This is a genomic window from Hymenobacter arizonensis, from assembly GCF_900115775.1.
Lineage (GTDB): Bacteria > Bacteroidota > Bacteroidia > Cytophagales > Hymenobacteraceae > Hymenobacter > Hymenobacter arizonensis.
The window spans coordinates 213202-231612 of record NZ_FOXS01000007.1 but is presented as its reverse complement, the minus strand read 5'-3'; the positions used below and the strand labels follow the sequence as shown (position 1 = coordinate 231612).

The following is an 18411-nucleotide window of genomic DNA, read 5'->3' as shown; positions in this document are numbered from 1 at the left end:
TGGCCTACGCGGCTAGCTCCCGCATCTTTTCGTTTTGGAGGCGGATGCGCTGGCACAGCATGCGCAGGATGTTGCGGAGCACCTCGCCGCGCTCCTCCATCACGTCGTAGAAATCTTCCTGGTCGAGGCGGAAGGCGAGCACCTCGCTCAGCGCGGCCGCCGAGGCCGAGCGGGGCTCGGTGTCGAGCAGGGCTAGCTCGCCGAAGAAATCGCCGGGCCCGAAAGTTGCCAGCTGCTGGTTGCCGTTGAAGATGCCCACCTGCCCGTCGTGCAGGATGAAGAGGGACGTGCCGATGTCGCCCTTGGCAAATATTTCCTCGCCTTCCTGGAAAGTCACCTCCCGCATAATGGGCACAATGCTGCTCAGCACGTTTTCGGGGGTTTGGGCAAAAAGGGCGGTGCTTTTGAGCACCACCACCCGCTCCAGGGCAGATACACGGGATTCGGCGGCAGGGGAGTGAATCATGGCAGGGTGAGAAGAGGGGTGAGCAGAAAGGGAAGTAGCCAAAGCCGCAACGGATTCGCCCTGGTGAGCTGACAGCGCCGGCAGGGCAAGTTGGGCGCTTTCGCGCAGCAGCGCGTGGTCCGACTGTAGGTAAGGCCGCAGCAGGGCCGGGGCGTCGGGCTCGGTGGGCTGCCAGTGGCGCAGGGCCACGCTCAGCGTCCAGGATGTGAAAGCGAGGTGGCCCCGGCGCAGTAACAGGGTAGGTAGGGGCTTGGAATCGGTGGCGGCAAGGGTGGCGGCGGCTGCCCTGCCCGCGGCCTTTGCACCCACGGCAAGTCCCTGCGGCCGGGCCGGCGCCGTGAGCGTGGCAAACAGCCGGGCTTTCTCGGACACCGGCGCATCATCGAGCAGGGCTTGCAGGCCCTGGTAGATGGGCCGCGGAATGAGGTTATCGAGAATTTCGAGGGCATTGGCCTGGCGCTCGCGCGCGGCGTGGGCCACGTTGCGCTGCGCGGTGGCGACCAGCTCGGCATCATAGAGCTGGGCAAGCAGGCCAAATACCCGCTGGTGCAGCAACATCAGCTCGTAGTCGACGGTGGCGCGGAGGGCGGGGTACGAAGCACTCAGCAGGCCTTGCAGCAGCTGGCTGGCCAGCTCAAATTCTTCGCGCAGCAGGCGCTCAAAGATGGCCGTATCGGCAGGTACGGCTGGGAAGCGGCGTAGCGCTCGCAGCGCCAGCCCCCGGGAAAACAAGCTAGGGGCCTGGGCCAGCTCGACGAGCACGACCCGACTAGCGGAGTTGTTGAGGCGCTCGAGTACCGTGACCAGGCGGTGGGTGTGGGCGTTGTTGGCGTCGTGCGGGAGGGCATCGCGCAGCAGTGGCACGGCATCCGGGCCTAGGGCTACGAGGCTGTCGGCGGCAGGCTGCCAACGCTGCTTGTCGCGCAGGGCATGCAGCAAGTGGGGGGCCAGCCGGGTGTGGCCCAGGGTGCCGAGGGCGGTGAGGGCGGCATTTGCTACGTCGGTATCGGGGCTGGCCACGCTGCGCTCAACTAGCTGGCTTTGGGCCTCTGCTGTGTAGTAGGCCAGCAACGACAGCGCTGCTTTGGTAGCAGCCGGCGAAGGCTGGCGCAGCAGCTCATGCAAGCTGCGTTGGGCCGCGCCGTGCTGGGGCATGGCCTCGATGCAGCCCCGAATAGCGCCTTCGCGGGCGGCCATATCGGTGCCAGTGAGCAGGGCCGTTAAGAAGGACGCTTCGGGCACCGCAGTGGCCAACTGTTGGGCAGCCGCAGTGCGCACAGCGGGAGCGGGGTCGCGCTGGGCCAGGGCCTGCAGGGCCTCGGCGGGCAGGGGGCGCACCTCGGGGGTGGCCAGCAGGGCGAGGCGCACCCGCTCATCGGCGTGTTCGAGCAGGGTGGGCACGTGGCTGGCCAGGGCGGCGGGCTCGCGCTGGCGCAGCCAGGCCACGGCGTTGAGCACCTCGGTGGGGCGGGCGCTGTGCAGATGGGCCAGCACCACTTGCAGGGCCGCATCGGGGAGGGCAAGCTCGGCCGTTTCGGCGAAGCGGCGGCCTAGCCCATCCTTCAGCTCGGCCAGGTAGGCGCGGTAGGTGCGCCGCAAAAACAGCAGGGCCAGCAGCAGCAAGCCCCCCATCCAGATAAATGGTAGCGGGCCACTAAGCTTGTCTACATAGCCCAGTCCGAAAAACAGCAGTCCCGTGAGACCCAGGCCCAGCGGCTCGAAAATTCCCTTTGCGAGGGTGTGGGCCGCCAGGCGCTGCGGCGGGGCCAGTGGCTGAAAAAGCACCAGAAAAACCGGGTCGAACACGGTGCGGCGCAGCACTTCCAGCAGCAGGTATAGGCCACAGAAGTACGCCAGCAATACCGCTTGGCTGGAAAAGCCCACCAGCTGCACCCCACCAAAAGCGGCTAATAGCACCAGCGCCACGGCCGGCAGCAGCTGCAGCGACCACTGCACGCCATAGCGCTCCAGGGCCTGCCGGCTCACCATCAGCTTAAAGAACATGGCCGCCAGGTAGGTGAGGCCCAGCACCCAGCCCACCGAGCGGGTAATGTCTTCCGAGGCGTGAAACCGGTGCTTCACGTTGATGAAAAACATGTATTCCACGCCCGTGAGCACGGCCGCAATGGCCATCAGACTGAGGCACATGGCCAGCACCAACTCGCTGCCGCCAAACAGGCGCACCAGCCGGGCCTGGGGCCGCTGCAGGTGTCGCATGGGGCGCGCCGCGGCTTCCACCACGTGGGAGTTGAGCGTGGAGCGCAGGGCAAACAGAGCGCCCAGGTAGGCCACAAACGACACGCCCAGTAGCACGGGCAGTTGAGCGTCGCCGTGAATGAGGGCCGCCAGCAAAGCGCCCAGGGCCTTGGCCGGCATGTCGCCGGAGCTGATAACGCTGAACAGCCGCTTGCTCTGCCGCACATCAAACACCACCGCCGACACGCCCCAGAATTCCAGATTGGTGAGCAGGTAGATTAGTCGGTAACCCACCATTACGGCCACGGCCGACGCTACCGAGTGGCCCACCGCCACCAGCACGCCCACCACGCCGGTGAGGGCCACCACGGCCAGCAGCACCCGCACGGCCAGCTTGCGCAGCAGGTAGTGGTGCTCGAAATAGGTATAAACCTTGCTCACGGCCATCATGGCCAAGGCACCGGCGATGTAGCCCAGCGGCAGGCTGTGCTCGGGGTCGTGCTCGAGCAGCAGCACGTTGGCAGCCACGTACACCAGCACCGAGCCGATGCCGAGCAGAAAGTTGTGCAGCAAAAACAGCCCCACCGTACGGGTTTCGCTGGCCTTGATGCCGAATAGGCGTTGCAGAGAGGTGGCAGAAATCATGCAGAAGAGGCGCCGGCACCACCGGGCACGGCCGTAGCCAAAGATACGGGGCCCCGGTGCCTTCGCCGCCCATCGGCCCGGTAAGAACTGCCAAGAATTCAGAAGCCCGGCATCAAGGGTTTTACGACTGCCTGACTACTTGCGGACAGGCGGGGCAGCAGCCCGGCGCACGCGGGGCCCGGTGGCGGGGCTCACCCGCCCAGGCTGCCACCACTGCCCGGCTGGGGTGGGCGCGGCGGCTGTGGCCTGGGTGCCGCCGCGCAGGTAGGTGTATTCTAGAATGCAGCCCTTGCAACTGGTGCCCTTAGGGTCTTCCTTCGACGGGCCAGACGTGACGGAGGCGCTGTCGGTGGCCAGGTACAGACGTGTGCCATCGGGCGAGAGGGCGAGGTCGCGGTAGCGAACCGGCGCCCGGAAGTACACCAGGGTGTCGCCGGTAACGCCCGTGCCGGCGGCGTTCAGCTGCAGGCGAATGAGCTTGCCGTGCTTGAGAGTGGGCATCAGTAACGAATTTTGCCAGCCCGGAATGGCCGTGGCTGTGTACACGGCCAGGCTGCTGGGGGCCTCCGAGGGCCAGTCCGGGGCGTCTTTGTCGCCCGCGCGGGTTTTAGCATACAACTTTGTCAGGAAGGCATGAGAGTTGGGGTAGAGTGAGGCAATGGGGTCGCGGTAGGTAGCCGCGCCGATGGCCTTCGCATTGGCTTGCTCGCTTTTGATGAAGGGGTAACTCGTATTCCAGGCGCCGGGCAGGGCAGCGTGCTTCGTGACGCCGGCCGCCAGTCCGTTATAGTTGTTGTCGGCGTAGCCGATGATGAGCGGGTGCCCGTAGTTGCGGCCGCGCTCGATGATGTTGACTTCGTCGTCGGAATAAGGTCCGTGCTCGGTTTCGTAGAGGCGGCCGGTGCCGCCCACCACGGCATAGGCTAGGCCCTGGGCGTTGCGGTGCCCGAGGCTCCACACCGCCGACTGGCGGGCGGGTGTGGCAAAGGGGTTGTCGTTGGGCAGCCACTGGTCGGTGGGGCCAGTGTCGGCGTCGGGTTCGAGGTGGAAGCGCAGCATTTTGCCGGCGTAGCGGTGCGGGTTTTGGGCGTGATTGGGCTGGCCGGCGTTGTCGAACTGGCCCGCGCCCAAGTCGCCGGTGCTATAGAATAAGTAGTCTTGGCCATTGACCGGAGCGATGAGCAGGCGCCCGGCGTTGTGGTCGTTGCTGCCCGGCAGGGTATCGCACAGCGTAACGGGGTTGATGAGCGACTGCTGCGGCGGGCGGTACTCGTAGCGCACCAGGCGCGTGGTGAAAAAATGCCCGCCGTAGTTGGCTGCTCCGCCCTTGCCCGGCTGCTGGGCCCCGGCAAAACGGTAGATGTAGACCAGGTACACGTAGGGCTTGCCCTGCAGTAGTTGGGGGTGCACGGCCAAGCCCATCAGGCCGCCCTGGGGCCAGGGTTTGCCGCCGTCGGCCGAGTCGGGAATCTTGTCGTAGCGCGGGAATTCCCGTTGCGCGTTCAGGTCGAGCAGCACCGTTCGGGTGCCGGTGGCAGGGTCGAGGCGGCTGACTCGGTAGCCCTTGGCCTCGGTTAGCCAGAGGTGATTGTCTGGCCCGTAAGCCACCTCCCAAGGGTCGCTGAGCTGCCGGGCCAGCACGCGCACGGCAAATTCTTCACCTGCTGCGCCGGTGACCGTCTGGGCCGCAGCAGGCCGCAGAAATAACGCAAGCAGCACGCTGCCAACAATGCCAAAAACCCGCATACAGGAAGGAGTTGAATTCAGAAGATGGGTACATTACTGCAAAGACAGGGGGCGTGTTTCTACGCTTCTGCTTGCTGCAGCGGCACCAGGCCAAGCTATTTAGCAATTCAAAAAACCTGTCATCCTGAGCGCAGCGAAGGACCTTATCACGTAAGAAGCTGTAGCAAGAATAGTACTGCCAATCGTTCTGTCCTGATAAGGTCCTTCGCTGCGCTCAGGATGACAGGTTTTTTAAACAGCTTTTAGGTAAGCTCCACCACAGCTACTGTTTGCGTGCCGACGTATAACAACGGCCTTGCAGTGCTTATCCCAGCAGCTTTCGTGCGTTCTCGGCCCCAGGTGGGCGTTGGGGCGGACTTCCTGTTTTACTTCTACCCCATGAAATACGCTCTCTTTGCGCTCCTGCTGAGCCTGGCGGCTTGTGCCAGCGAGCAGGTGCAGTACGCCCGCCCGCAGCCCAACGTCAATTTCCGGTCTTATAAAACGTATAATTTCATGGACGTCACGGCCCGCAACGACGCGGCTTTTGAGGGCCCCGGCACGGGCATTGCCACCCTCAAGCAGGTGGTGGGGCGCGAGCTGAGCCGACGCGGCTACCAGCAGTCCGACACGCCCGATATGCTAGTAAACATTGGCGTAGTGACGCAGGAGAAGGTGCAAACCCGCGAAACGCGCATTCAGGAAGCACCCGTTTATATCGGGCAGCGCCGGTACCACTGGCAAAGCCAGGACGTAGTGGTGGGGCGCTACGAAGAAGGCACCGCCACCATCGAGCTGGTCGATGCCGCCCAGCAGGAACTCATTTGGCAAGGCTCGGTGAAAAGCGTGCTCACGCCCGACGAAGCCAAGCTCACGCAACGGATTGACAAGGCCATTACAGCCTTATTCGCTAAATTCCCGGTATCACCGCAGTAAATCATTGGGCTAGTCTACCGCCCCTCTCTATTTTTCATGGCTATGAATCTCGAATCCGACAAGCCGGCCCAGCACGACGAGGCCCGCCGGTATTTTCTTAAGCAGTCGTCGCTGCTCACGGCCCTGGCCCTGGTGCCCGGCCCGGTGGTGCAGGCGGCGTCCGCGCAGTTTGATGAAACGGTGGCGGCGGCTTTTGAGAAAGTCCCGCTCAAGCTGGAAGTCAACGGCAAAAAATACAAGCTCAAAGTAGAGCCGCGCACCACGCTGCTCGACCTGCTACGCGAAAATCTGAACCTGAACGGCACCAAAAAAGGCTGCGACTACGGCCAGTGCGGCGCCTGCACCGTGCACGTCGATGGCCAGCGCGTGAACAGCTGCCTGAGCTTCGCGGTGATGCACGACGGCAAGAAAGTCACCACCATCGAGGGCCTGGCCGACGCCGACAAGCTGCACCCCATGCAGGCGGCGTTTGTGAAACACGACGGCTTCCAGTGCGGCTATTGCACGCCGGGGCAGATTATGTCGGCCGTGGCCTGCGTGCGCGAAGGCCACGCCGACTCAGAAGGCGAAATCAGGGAGTACATGAGCGGTAATATTTGCCGCTGCGGGGCCTACACCAACATTGTGGCTGCCATTCAGGAAGTGAAAAACGGAGGGCAAAAGGTATGAACCAGTTCAATTATATCCGGCCCAGCAAGCAGCAGGCCGCCATTGACGCGGTAGCTAAAGACGGCAACGCCAAGTTCATTGCCGGCGGTACCAACCTCGTCGACCTGATGAAGCGCGGCGTGATGGCCCCGCAAAAGCTGGTCGACATCAACCGCCTGCCGCTCACCAAAATCGAACGCCAGGGCAACGCCCTGCGCATCGGTGCTCTCGCCCTGAACTCCACCGTGGCCGACGACCGCCAAGTGCGCGAGCGGCAGCCGCTGCTGGTGCAGGCCATCAACGCCGGGGCTTCTGCCCAGCTGCGCAACATGGCCACCACCGGCGGCAACATGCTGCAGCGCACCCGCTGCCCCTATTTCTACGACACGGCCATGCCCTGCAACAAGCGCGAGCCCGGCACCGGCTGCGGTGCCCTAGAAGGCATCAACCGCATGCACGCCATCTTCGGCTTTTCGGACAAGTGCATCGCCGTGCACCCCTCCGACATGAGCGTGGCCCTGGTGGCCCTCGACGCTACTGTGCTGGTGAGCGGCCCCAAAGGCGACCGCCGCATTCCGTTCACGGACCTGCACCGCCTGCCCGGCGACGCCCCCGAGAAAGACACCACCCTGGAACCCGGCGAGCTCATCACGGCCGTGGACGTGCCCGATGGGCCTTTCACCAAGCACGTGAGCTACTACAAAGTGCGCGAGCGCGCCAGCTACGCCTTCGCGCTTGTATCGGCCGCCGCCGCGCTTGACCTGGATGGCACCACCATCAAGTCCGCACGGCTGGCCTTTGGCAGCGTGGCCCACAAGCCCTGGCGCCTCACCGCCGCCGAGCAGATGCTGGTGGGCAAGCCCGCCACTGAGGAAACCTTCCGGCAGGCGGCGGCCGTGGCCATGCAGGGCGCCAAGGCTTTCAAGCACAACGAATACAAGCTGAAGCTGGCGCCGAATACCTTGATTCAGGCCCTGAAAACGGCAGCGGCCGCCTGATGATGTAGAGACGCGTATTCGCGTCTCGGCGTTGAAAGATTAAGCCCGCGCAGACTAAATAACATCAGCAACGATTGAGACGCGAATACGCGTCTCTACACGCTAACCGCATTATGAAAGAGCCAAATAAGCAAATCGGGGCCGGCATGAACCGGGTAGATGGCCGCCTGAAAGTGACCGGCGCGGCCACGTACTCGGCCGAATACCAGTTGCCCGGCATGAGCTACGGCGTGCTGGTGGGCAGCACCATCGCCAAGGGCCGCATCAAAAGCATTGATACCCGGGCCGCCGAGCGGGCGCCAGGCGTGCTGGCCGTTATTTCCCACGTCAACTCGCCCAAGGTGCCGGGCTTTGTGCCCACGGGCAAAGACCCCTCGCAGCCCCAAACCGTGGGCGGCCGGCTGAAAGTATTCAACGACGACAAAGTGCGCTTCAACGACCAGCCCATTGCCGTGGTGGTGGCCGATACGCTGGAGCGCGCCCGCTTCGCGGCCCGGCTGGTGAAGGCTCAGTACGACCAAGAAAAGCACGAAACCAGCATGGAGGTAGGCGTGAAGCAAGGCTTTGTGCCCACCCAGGCCAAGAAAAACCCCAAATCGGGGGTGGCCGACTACGTGCGCGGCACGGCCGACGCCTACAAGACCGGCGCGGTGAAGCTGGAGTCGGAATACGTTATTCCGACGGAAGTGCACCACCCCATGGAGCTACAGTCCATCACGGCGCACTGGGAGGCGCCCGACCGCCTTACGCTCTACGACAAAACCCAGGGCACCCTGGCCACGCGGCGTGACTTTGCTAAGGAGTGGGGGCTGCCCGAGGAAAACGTCAAAGTCATTGCCACGTTCGTGGGCGGGGCCTTTGGCAACGCGTTGCACAGCTGGCCACACGAGTCGGCGGCCATCATTGCGGCCCGCATCGTGAACCGGCCGGTGAAGCTGGTGCTCACCCGCGAGCAGATGACCACCATGGTGGGCTACCGCCCGCACACCTGGCAGAAAATTGGGATGAGCGCTACCCGCGACGGCAAAATCACGGCCATCACCCACGAAGCCACCGGCCAGACGTCGAGCTACGAGGAGTTCACCGAGTCGACGGTGCAGCAGACGCGCATGATGTACACGGCGCCCAACGTGAACACCCGCTACCGCATTGCGGCGCTCGACGTGAGTACGCCCATCTGGATGCGGGGCCCCGGCGAGGCCACCGGCGCTTTTGCCTTGGAGTCGGCCATGGACGAAATGGCGCACTTGCTGAATATTGACCCGATGGAGTTTCGCCTGCGCAACTACACTGATAAAGACCCTGAGAAAAACCTGCCTTGGTCGAGCAAGTTTCTGAAGGAATGCTACCAGGCCGGCGCCGAGCGCATCGGCTGGAACAAGCGCCAGCTGAAGCCCGGCAGCCTGCGCGACGGCGAGTGGCTAATAGGCTACGGCATGGGCGTGGGCACCTTCGGGGCGCACCGTGGCTCTTCCAAGGCCAACGTGCGGCTGTTGCCCAACGGCACGGTGCTGCTCCAAAGCGCCGTCACCGACATCGGCCCCGGTACGGGCACGGCCATGACTCAGATTGCGGCCGACACGCTGGGCCTTTCGCCCGATAAAATTAGGTTTGAGTGGGGCAACTCGCAGTTTGCGCAAGCGCCTACGCAGGGCGGTTCGGCCATTGTGAACACCGTGGGCCCGGCCGTGCAGGAAGCTTGCCTGGCCCTGAAGGAAAAGCTGCGCACCATGGCCGGCGCCAGCAACGGAGCCTTCGCGGCCGCGAAAACGCAGGATGTCGTTTTCGCCGATGGTTACCTGACCCTGAACGGCAACCCCACTGCCCGCGCTACTTACGCCGACCTGCTCCGGCAGACCGATAACGGCTTCGTAACCGTGGAATCGAAGCCCGATGGCGAACACAACAAGAACTACTCCATGTATTCCTACTCCGTTCACTTCGCCGAAGTGCGGGTGAACCCGCTTACGGGTGAGGTGCGGGTGAGCAAGCTGGTTTCCTGTGCTGATGCGGGCACCATCGTCAACGAGAAAACTGCCGGTAACCAGATGAAGGGCGGAGCCGTGGGCGGCATCGGCATGGCCTTGATGGAAGCGGCTGTAATTGATGACCGGTTCGGCCGCTACGTCACCAAAGACCTGGCCGAATACCACGTGCCCGTGCACGCCGATGCGCCGGCTGTGGACGTGTTTTTCGTGAACCAACCCGACCCGCACGTGAACGCGCTGGGTACGAAGGGTATTGGCGAGATTGCCATTATTGGCGTGGCCCCGGCCATTGCCAATGCGGTTTTCAATGCAACTGGCAAGCGCATTCGGGAGTTGCCGATTACGCCGGATAAATTGATTTAGTAACTGCTGTTGTGCAGCAAGGATGTAGCGCGGTCGTACCCGGAGGGACTCTGTAGTCCACGTCCCTGGCGGAAACCCGAACGACTTTAACGGCGCGGGCACGCGGACTACAAAATCCCTCCGGGTACGACCGCGCTACATTCTCACTACCTACTGCCGGAACATAACAGCCCATCAAAAAAGACCCCAGCCAATCCGGCTGGGGTCTTTTTGGCAGAAATTAAAGGTGATTCGTTCCACACTTAGTTAAAGGGCAGTAACTCTGTCATCAATAGTAAGCCTAGCGCTTTTTCATCTGATATATCCGCACGTAGTCCACCAGCATCTGCTCGGGGAAGGCGGCTTCGTCGATGCCTTTTTGGCCGCCCCACTCGCCGCCCACGGCCACGTTCAGGAGCACGTGGAAGGGCTTGTCCCAGGGCCAGGCTTCCCAGCCGGTGCCTTCGTTGCGGGCCGCGAAATACAGCTGGCCGTCGATTTCGGCCGTGATGGTTTCGGGCGTCCACTCGATGGCGTAAACGTGGAAGGCAGTAGTGGCATCCGGCATTAGTGTGACGCCGGTTTTCTGGTTGTTGGTGCGGAAGTAGTAGCTCTTGCAGTGGGTGGAAGCGTGAATCACGCCGGGGGCGTAGCCCACGTGCTCCATGATGTCGATTTCGCCGTTGTCGGGCCAGCTGTGGTTGCCGTAGGGGTTTTCGTCGGGCAGCATCCAGATAGCGGGCCAGGTGCCGCGGCCGCCCGGAATGCGGGCCCGTACCTCAAAGCGCCCGTAGGTCTGGCTGCCGCCACGGCCCTTGCCGCGCGACACCAGGCGGGCCGAGGTGTAAGCATTTTCGGGCATCAGGGCTTCTTTGCGGGCCTCGATGACGAGGTTGCCGCCCTCGACGCGGGCGTTTTCGCGGCGGTTTTTGGTGTAGTACTGCAACTCTTTGTTGCCCCAGCCGTTGCCGCCCACGTCGTAGGTCCACTTCGTGGAATCGGGCAGGCCGGTGTAGTTAAACTCGTCGCTCCACACCAGCTTGTCGAAGGTGTAGCGCGGCTTGGTGGGCGGAGGCGCCAGGGGCCCAACAGGGGCAGCGGCACTCAGCAGCAATGTGCTGGATACCGCCGCCACCCGGGCCAGCGTGGCTAGGCCACGACTGCGCACGTCAGCCAGTCTAAATTTCCCACCTTTTCTGGCTGGCATGCGCACTGGTTATTATTAGTATTGGTAATAGCGAACGTAGTCGACCTGCATCTGCTGCGGGAATACCGTGTTGGGAGTAGGGTCGCCGTCGAAATCGCCCCCCACGGCCACGTTCAAAATCATGAAGAAGGGGTTGTTGAAGGGAAACGGGTTGGCGTCGGCGTTCGTGAACGAGTAGTACTGCTGCCCGTCGTAGAAAAAGCGGAGCAGGTCGCGGCTGCGCACCACCGTGAAAACGTGAAAGTCTTCGCTGATGTCCGTGGTCAGCACTTTGGTAAAGCCCTTGTTGGCGCGGGTGGCAAAGCTGTTGCCGAAGTGCATGGTCGACAGAAACTGCAGCGGCTGGCTGCCGCGCAGCTCCATGATGTCGATTTCGCCGCACATGGGCCAGTTCACCTGGTCGAAGTCGGACCCTAGCATCCAGATGGCCGGCCACACGCCCTTGCCCTTGGGCACCTTGGCGCGCACATCGATGCGGCCGTACTGAAAGGTCTTTTTGTTGTTGGTAAGGATGCGGCCCGACGAATAGGCGTTGTTGCCCGACTGCTGCCGGATGGCTCTTATCACGAGGTTGCCCCCGGTCAGGTACACATTGTCGCCGGAGTTGGTGTAGTTCTGCAGCTCGTTGTTGCCCCAGCCCCCGCCACCCAGGTTGTACGACCACTTGCTGGCGTCGAGCACGCTGCCGTCGAATTCATCGCTCCACACCAGCTTGCTGTAGTCGGCGTAGTTGCGCGCTTCCTCGTTCACCACCGGCACCACCGGGGTGGTGGGAGGGGTAGCAATGGGCGGCGTGCTCGCCTTCTCAGTGCAGGCGGCCAGGCCCAGGGCCAGCAGCCAGCCCGCGCCCAAGCGGCCGGTGAAGAGGGTAGTAAGGGAAGATAATTTCATGTTTTAGCTAATGAATAGAGCTGAGCGTTCAGCTAAATAAGAACGTCATTCCGAGCTTGCCGAGGAATCTCGCAGGGGTCATCCGCGCCGCCTATAGGCGCGAGCGAGATTCCTCGGCAAGCTCGGAATGAAGTGCTTCTTGCTTAACTACAGTTACTTAGGTGCGACTATTTGGCTACCATCTTCACCGTGAACACGGTGCCGCCGTTCAGGCCGCTACCGGCGCGTATGGTCATCTTCTGCGCGTCGATGGACAGAATGCGGTACACGCGCTCCGTGGGCGAGGCATCGGTGGTGGCAATGAACGCGCCCGGGCGGGTGAGGGTGAGCTGGGCCAGCCCGGCTCCGGCCGAAGGGCCAAACACGAAGGGCGAAGTGCCTGACTGCGGCGCCTGGCAGCTGAAGCCGTTGGCCGAGAAGGTTTCGGCAAAGGCCTCGTAGGTCATCACGTTGGCGGTTGTGAAGGTGTACTCGTCATCGGACTGGCAGGCGGGCAGGTCCCCGGCGTTCACGCCGGCGAAGTAGGTCGTGGGCGCGGCTTCGGTGCCCACCACAATGGGAGCATCGGTGGCATTGTCCAGCTTCCAGGTTTTGGAAGAGCCGCCCGTGAGCAGGAGCTTGATGGGCGCCGTGGCGTCGTAGATGGAATACGTGACGATGGTGCGGGTGCCGTCGGGGTTGGTGCCACGCAGGCGCAGGCGGGTGTCGGTGGCTTCCAGGATGTCGTAGGTTTTGTTCGACACCGAGTCGGGCAGGCCAATGAAGCCGCCTTTGGTTTGCACCACAAGCTGCGGGTTGTTGCCGTTGGGCCGGAACACGAAGTTGCTGCTTCGGTTCAGCGAGTTACCGCAGGCACCGTTCTGGAAGGTGCCGCCGGCACTCTCGTAGTTGACGGTGAAGCCGTTGCTGAACGAAAACTGGTCGTCGAGCTGGCAGGCGGGCAGCGTGGTTGAAGAAGAAATCTGCACGCCTGCCGCTGTTTCGCGCACTATCGCGCCGGGCTGGTTCGAGAACGACCACACCCGGGTGCCGCCGCCGGCGCAGTCCACCAGCTTGCTAAAAGCGTTATTGGTGCAGGCATCGGGAATGGTGATGGTTTGCTTGGCCGAGATACCCGTGCCGCCGCGCCCGGCCGTAATCAGCTCCACCTCGTAGGTGCCGGCCCGGGGGAAGGTGCGCTTCACCGTAGCCCCGCTCTGCACGGCGTTCTGACCCAGGAAATTCCACTGGTACAAAAAGCCGTCTTTGGCGGTGCTGGTGAAGGTGACCACCGTCGGGAATTCGGTGGCGTCGACCTGGTAGGTGAAGCTGGATTGGGGCACGGGGCCGCTCAGCTCGTATTTGTCGTTGTCTTTTTGGCAGGAGGCCAGCAGCAGGGGCACGGCCAGGAAACCCAGGGCGGCTGCGCGTACTATATTTTTCATGGAAATTCGAAGAGAAGTTGAGGGGAAGGGCTTAATAGCTTGTGCTTACTCACCTTTTAGGTTTCTCCGGTCCGACCGCCCTAAGCGGTCCGACCGGTTGTCAGGCGGCGGAAATCGTTGTTCCAACAACCGGTCGGACCGCCTAGGGCGGTCGGACCGGGCCGTTTCAGCGACTACCGGTGGCCACCCTATAAATGTGGGGAAGGCCCAGCGCTTAGTAGCCAGGGTTTTGCTTCAGGCCGGGGTTCACGTCGAGCTCGGACTGGGGCAGGGGCAGCACTATGTTGTAGGGCTCAACTCCGCGGTATTTCAGCAGCTCGCCGGTCCGCTTCATGTCGAACCACCGGTCGTTTTCAAACGCCAGCTCGTACTTGCGCTCCCGCCACACGGCTTCCTTGAAGGCTTGGGCGCTGAGGCTGGCCGTGAGGTCGCGGGCCGAAGCCGAGTTGATGGGCAGGCCAAACGCGCGGCGCCGCACCTTGTTGATGGCCTCCAGGCCTTCGGTAGTAGGGCCGGCGGCCTCGGCCAGAATCAGGTACACCTCAGCCAGGCGAATGACCGGAATGTTCAGCCCGGAGTCCCACACATTGGTGTTCACCTTGCCGATGAACCACTTTTTCACGCCGTAGCCGTTGGGCGAGCCGGGCAGCGTAGCGGGTTGCACGCGGCCGTCGGGGTACACGTCGCCGGGCTTCCAGATGGTCACGTCGCGGCGCCGGTCGCCGGCCTCGTAGCCCGCCACAAAATCAGGTTCGGGAATGTTGAATCCGTAGCCGCCCTGGGGCACGATGCCCTGGCCGCGCGGGCCAAAAAACTCGTTGCCCACAAAGCCCAGCCCGTCGAAGGTGTACTCGTTGCGGCCCGAGATATAGCCCACTTCAAACAGCGCTTCTTTGCCGTAGTCGTTGGCTATCTTGAAATTGTCGGCGTAGTCGTCCCACATCGACTTGCCGCTCGACGAGATAACCAGCCGGGCCTGCGTGGCCGCCTCGCCCAGCTTGTTTTCGGTGAGGTACACCTTGGCCAGCAGGGCCGCGGCGGCCCACTTGGTGGCCCGGCCCAGGTTTTCACCGCTGTAGGAGGCGGGCAGCTTGATAAAGGCCTCCTGCAGGTCTTTTTCTATCTGAGCATACACCTGCGCTACAGGAGTGCGCGGAATGTTCACCTCAGCCAGCGTGGTGGGCGGCGTGGTCAGCAAAGGCACATCGCCGAAGGCCCGCACCAGGTCGAAGTAGTACTTGGCCCGCAGGAACGAGGCCTCGCCCAGGCTGCGCTGCTGAATGGCCGGGTCAATCTGCATGCCCGGCACTTTCTGGAGCACAATGTTGGCGCGGCCAATGCCCACGTAGCAGCCGCCCCAGAGGCGACTGACGAGCGGGTTGGTCGACGGAATGCGGCCGTAGCGGTCCAGCTGCTGCTGCTCAATGCCGTCGCCGCCGCCGCCGCCGCCGGTGTTCGACAGGTCGGAGCCGATGTCGCCGATGCTCCACAGGGCGTAGTTGTACTGCCCGCCCTTGCCCAATTCGCTGTAAATAGCGTCGGTGGCCTGAATGGCATCGGTGGTGGTTTTATAAAAGTTGGCGTCGGTTACCTGGTCGGTGGGGGTTTCTTCCAGAAACTTCTCGCCGCAGCCCGTGAGCAAGCCCAGGCTCAGTAGCAGGGAGCCGCAAGTGTATTTGGTGAAGATAGACATCTCGTTGAGTCGTTTAGAAGATTAAAAACCAAGGTTCAGGCCGGCCAGGAACACGCGGGGCTGGGGGTACACGCCCAGGTCCACGCCGCGGGCGCCCACTTCGGGGTCGTAGCCGGAGTACTTGGTCAGGGTCAGCAGGTTCTGGCCGCTCACGTACACCCGTACCTGCTTGCCGCCTACTTTGTCCGTCAGGCTTTTGGGGAGGCTGTAGCCCAGCGTCAGGGTTTTGATGCGCATGTAGGAGCCATCTTCCACGTAGTAGCTGCTCACGCGCAGGTTGGTGTTGGGGTCGCCGGCCACGGCGCGGGGCACGTCGTTGCTGGTGCCAGGGCCGGTCCAGCGGCCCAGCACGCGGGTGCTGCCGCTGCTATTGCCATACAAAGGGCTTTCCAGCAGGTAGCGGTTCTGGTTGTAGATTTTGTTGCCCTGCGAGCCCTGCAGAAACACGTTCAGGTCGAAGCCCATCCAGCTCACCGTGTTGTTGATGCCGTAGGTGAACTTGGGGTTGGGGTTGCCGATGTAGGTACGGTCGTCGGCGTTGATGATGCCGTCGTTGTTGATGTCGCGGAAGCGGATGTCGCCGGGGGCGGCGCCGCCCTGGATGGCGTGGTTCTTCACGTCTTCCGGCGTTTGGAAAAGGCCATCGGCCTGGAAGCCAAAGAAGGAGCCGAAGGCCTGGCCCTCGTCGTAACGCACTATCACGCCGCTCAGGCCCCTCAGACCGTCGTAGGGGTAGCCCACGCCCAGCTTTTCCAGCTCGGTTTTGTAGGCCGACACGTTCAGGGTGGTCGACCAGTTCAGGGCGGTGCCGCTGCCCTGAATGTTGCGCGAGGTGAAGGAGAAGTCGATGCCGCGGTTGTAGGCCGAAGCCGCGTTGCGGTTCACGGGCTCAAACGTGCCCGACACCAGCGACACTGGCACCGGCGCAATCAGGTTGGGCGAGGTGCGGTCGTAAATGTCGATGCTGCCCTCGAAGCGGTTGTCGAGGAAGCCAAAGTCGATGCCGAAGTTAGCTTGGTTGTTATTCTCCCAGCGCAAATCGGGGTTGGGCAGGCGGGTGGGGGCGGCCCCGTTCGAGATAGTGCCGGCGCTACCGAAGGGGTACTGAATGCCCGAGTTGATGGCGAACAGGTAAGCAAAGCGGCCCGCGTTGTTGGGGTTGCCCACCCGGCCGTAGCCCACGCGCAGCTTCAGGTTGCTGATGGTGCGGTTGCCTTTCAAAAAGTCCTCTTCCGAAATGCGCCAGCCCGCCGACACCCCCGGGAAGAAGCCGAACTTATCGCCGGGCGGGAAGCTGCTGATGCCGTCGTAGCGGGCAATGGCCGAGAACAGGTACTTGCCGGCAAACTCGTAGTTGACGCGGCTGAAGTAGCTGGCAATGCTTTGGCGAGGGGTGATGTTGCCCCCGTTGGCCAGCAGCGTGTTGATGGGGCCGGAGTTGATTACCTGCAGGTCGTTGCGCAGGTAGCCCGTGCGATACGCCTGCACGTTTTGGGTATTGATAACCTGCGCCGACTGGCCCAGCAGCACGGTCACCTGGTGCTTGTCGGCGAAGAGGTGGTCGTACGTTGCCGTGTTCTCGATGAGGTAGCTGGTGTTGTAGTCCGACGTGGCCGACGCGCCGGCTTGGTTGTAGCGGGTCGAGTAGGTGTCGGTGACAGTGACCGGGGTTCCGCTGGTATTGTCCACACGCTGCACTCTCAATTCCGCTACCGAAGGCCGGAAGGAGTTGAAGTTGTTGAAAATGAGGTCGGCGCCCACGTTGGTGCGGAAGCGCAGGCCTTTCACGGGCTCCAGCTCCGCGAAAAACGTGGTGAGAGCCCGGTTCCGCACAAACTTCTGGTTGGTAAGGGTGGCGGCTACCACGGGGTTCTCCTCCACGAAGTTGTCTTGTTGGCCCCGCGGCTCATAATAGCCGCCGTCGGGCCGGAACACCGGAATGGTGGCCGGAATGCGCAGCATGTGCTGCACGGTGCCGTACTCGTTGTTGCGTTCGCCATCGTTGCCGCCGCCGGTGTTCACCTGCCGGTCGTTGAGGTTGGTGAGGGCAATGTTACTGCCCAGCTTCAGCATCTTGTTTACTTGCAGGTCGCCATTAGCGCGCAGCGTAAAGCGCTCAAACTGCGACCCGATGATGGTGCCGTCCTGCTGGAAATAGCTGCCCGACACCGCGAAGCGGGCCTTCTCGCTGCCCCCCGTGGCCGACATGGCGTAGTTCTGAATGGCCGCTCGGCGGAATACCTCGTCTTGCCAGTTGGTGCCTTCGCCCAGGGCTTCGGGGTTACGCAAGGCGGGCACCACTATGGGCTCGTTGCCCGCAATGCGGTTTTCGTTGTTGATAACCGCGTACTCCTTGGCATTCAGCAGGTCCAGCTTGCGCCACACCTGCTGCACGCCGCGGTAGGCATCCACGTTGATGGTCGAAACGCCGGCCTTGCCCCGCTTGGTGGTGATGAGCACCACGCCATTAGCAGCCCGCACGCCGTAGATGGCTGTGGCCGAGGCATCCTTCAGAATGTCAATGGTTTCAATGTCGTTGGGGCTGATGGCGTTCAGCTGGTTGTCGCCGCCCTCGGGCAGCGGAAAGCCGTCCACCACGTACAGCGGGTTGTTATTGCCGGCCGAGGTGATGCCCCGCACCCGGATGGACGTGCCCGCCGCGCCGCCCGGGGCGCCGCCGTTCGACGTCACCGTGACGCCCGCGGCCCGGCCCTGCAGGGCCTGCGTGGCATCGGCCACCGGCTGCGTGGCAATATCCCGCGCCGAAACCGACGACACTGCGCCTGTCACGCTGCCGCGTTGCTGGGTGCCGTAGCCCACCACCACCACTTCGTTCAGCTTCTGGGCATCTTCTTTCAGCGTAATGTTGACCGCGCCCAAGTTGGCCGCCGCCACAATCGTTTGGGTAGTGAAACCCACAAAACTGAAGACCAGCGTGCTGCCTTCCGGAGCCGTCAGGCTGAACGAGCCATCAGGGCTCGTGCTGGTGCCCAAGCTAGTGCCGCGCACCAGCACCGTCACGCCGGGCAGGCCCACGCCGTCGGGCCCAACCACGCGGCCCGATACGGGCACGTCGGCCACGGGGCGGGCCAGCAGCAATTCAGGCCCAGTTGGGGCTGCCACTGCCAGGGCAGGCAGCCCGCACGCCAGCACCACCGCAGTGCGGCGTACCAGCGCATTAAAGTAAAGATTTCGCTTCATGGTGGGAAGTGTGAAGAGGTAAGCGAATGGTGAAAAGTTTGAATTCGGAGA

11 protein-coding genes are annotated in these 18411 nt (G+C 62.9%); 4 read left to right on the top strand and 7 right to left on the bottom strand.

Translation table 11 applies throughout. The annotated features are described in order from the left end of the window. Window positions 1-4 precede the first annotated feature (4 nt). Both BMZ66_RS21145 and BMZ66_RS21140 read right to left on the bottom strand, forming a co-directional pair. Window positions 5-3307: a cyclic nucleotide-binding domain-containing protein gene (locus BMZ66_RS21145; protein ID WP_092678138.1), complete on the bottom strand. Its 3303-nt coding sequence runs from the start codon at window positions 3305-3307 to the stop codon at window positions 5-7. A 135-nt stretch (window positions 3308-3442) separates the two neighbouring features. After that, window positions 3443-5053 carry a PQQ-dependent sugar dehydrogenase gene (locus BMZ66_RS21140; protein ID WP_092678136.1) on the bottom strand — a complete coding sequence of 537 codons (1611 nt, stop codon included), beginning with the start codon at window positions 5051-5053 and terminating at the stop codon, window positions 3443-3445. 378 nt (window positions 5054-5431) lie between these two features. Here BMZ66_RS21140 and BMZ66_RS21135 point away from each other — a divergent pair, with 378 nt between their 5' ends. The 4 genes from BMZ66_RS21135 (at window position 5432) to BMZ66_RS21120 (ending at window position 9965) form a co-directional block, all read left to right on the top strand. Continuing rightward, window positions 5432-5968: a DUF4136 domain-containing protein gene (locus BMZ66_RS21135; protein ID WP_143080325.1), complete on the top strand. Its 537-nt coding sequence runs from the start codon at window positions 5432-5434 to the stop codon at window positions 5966-5968. Between the two features lie 42 nt (window positions 5969-6010). Next, window positions 6011-6637, top strand: coding sequence for a (2Fe-2S)-binding protein (locus BMZ66_RS21130; RefSeq protein WP_439645770.1), 627 nt, complete (start codon window positions 6011-6013; stop codon window positions 6635-6637). Beyond that, entirely contained in the window at window positions 6634-7614 is a 981-nt protein-coding gene (locus tag BMZ66_RS21125) for an FAD binding domain-containing protein (protein ID WP_092678130.1), read from the top strand. The genes BMZ66_RS21130 and BMZ66_RS21125 overlap by 4 nt, the downstream gene beginning before the upstream one ends. 113 nt (window positions 7615-7727) lie before the next feature. Further along, window positions 7728-9965: a xanthine dehydrogenase family protein molybdopterin-binding subunit gene (locus BMZ66_RS21120; RefSeq protein ID WP_092678128.1), complete on the top strand. Its 2238-nt coding sequence runs from the start codon at window positions 7728-7730 to the stop codon at window positions 9963-9965. Between the two features lie 280 nt (window positions 9966-10245). On the opposite strand, the gene BMZ66_RS21115 is transcribed toward BMZ66_RS21120, so the two are convergent. The 5 genes from BMZ66_RS21115 to BMZ66_RS21095 all read right to left on the bottom strand — a co-directional run bounded on the left by BMZ66_RS21115 (window position 10246) and on the right by BMZ66_RS21095 (window position 18360). After that, entirely contained in the window at window positions 10246-11151 is a 906-nt protein-coding gene (locus tag BMZ66_RS21115) for a glycoside hydrolase family 16 protein (protein WP_092678126.1), read from the bottom strand. Between the two features lie 15 nt (window positions 11152-11166). Beyond that, window positions 11167-12042, bottom strand: a complete 876-nt coding sequence (locus tag BMZ66_RS21110) for a glycoside hydrolase family 16 protein (RefSeq protein WP_092678124.1) — start codon at window positions 12040-12042, stop codon at window positions 11167-11169. A 167-nt stretch (window positions 12043-12209) separates the two neighbouring features. Beyond that, window positions 12210-13466: a hypothetical protein gene (locus BMZ66_RS21105; RefSeq protein WP_092678122.1), complete on the bottom strand. Its 1257-nt coding sequence runs from the start codon at window positions 13464-13466 to the stop codon at window positions 12210-12212. A gap of 214 nt (window positions 13467-13680) precedes the next feature. Then, a complete protein-coding gene (locus BMZ66_RS21100; RefSeq protein ID WP_092678120.1) occupies window positions 13681-15159 on the bottom strand; it encodes a RagB/SusD family nutrient uptake outer membrane protein in 1479 nt (492 codons plus the stop codon). A gap of 21 nt (window positions 15160-15180) precedes the next feature. After that, window positions 15181-18360: a SusC/RagA family TonB-linked outer membrane protein gene (locus tag BMZ66_RS21095; protein WP_092678118.1), complete on the bottom strand. Its 3180-nt coding sequence runs from the start codon at window positions 18358-18360 to the stop codon at window positions 15181-15183. Between the last annotated feature and the right edge of the window lie 51 nt (window positions 18361-18411).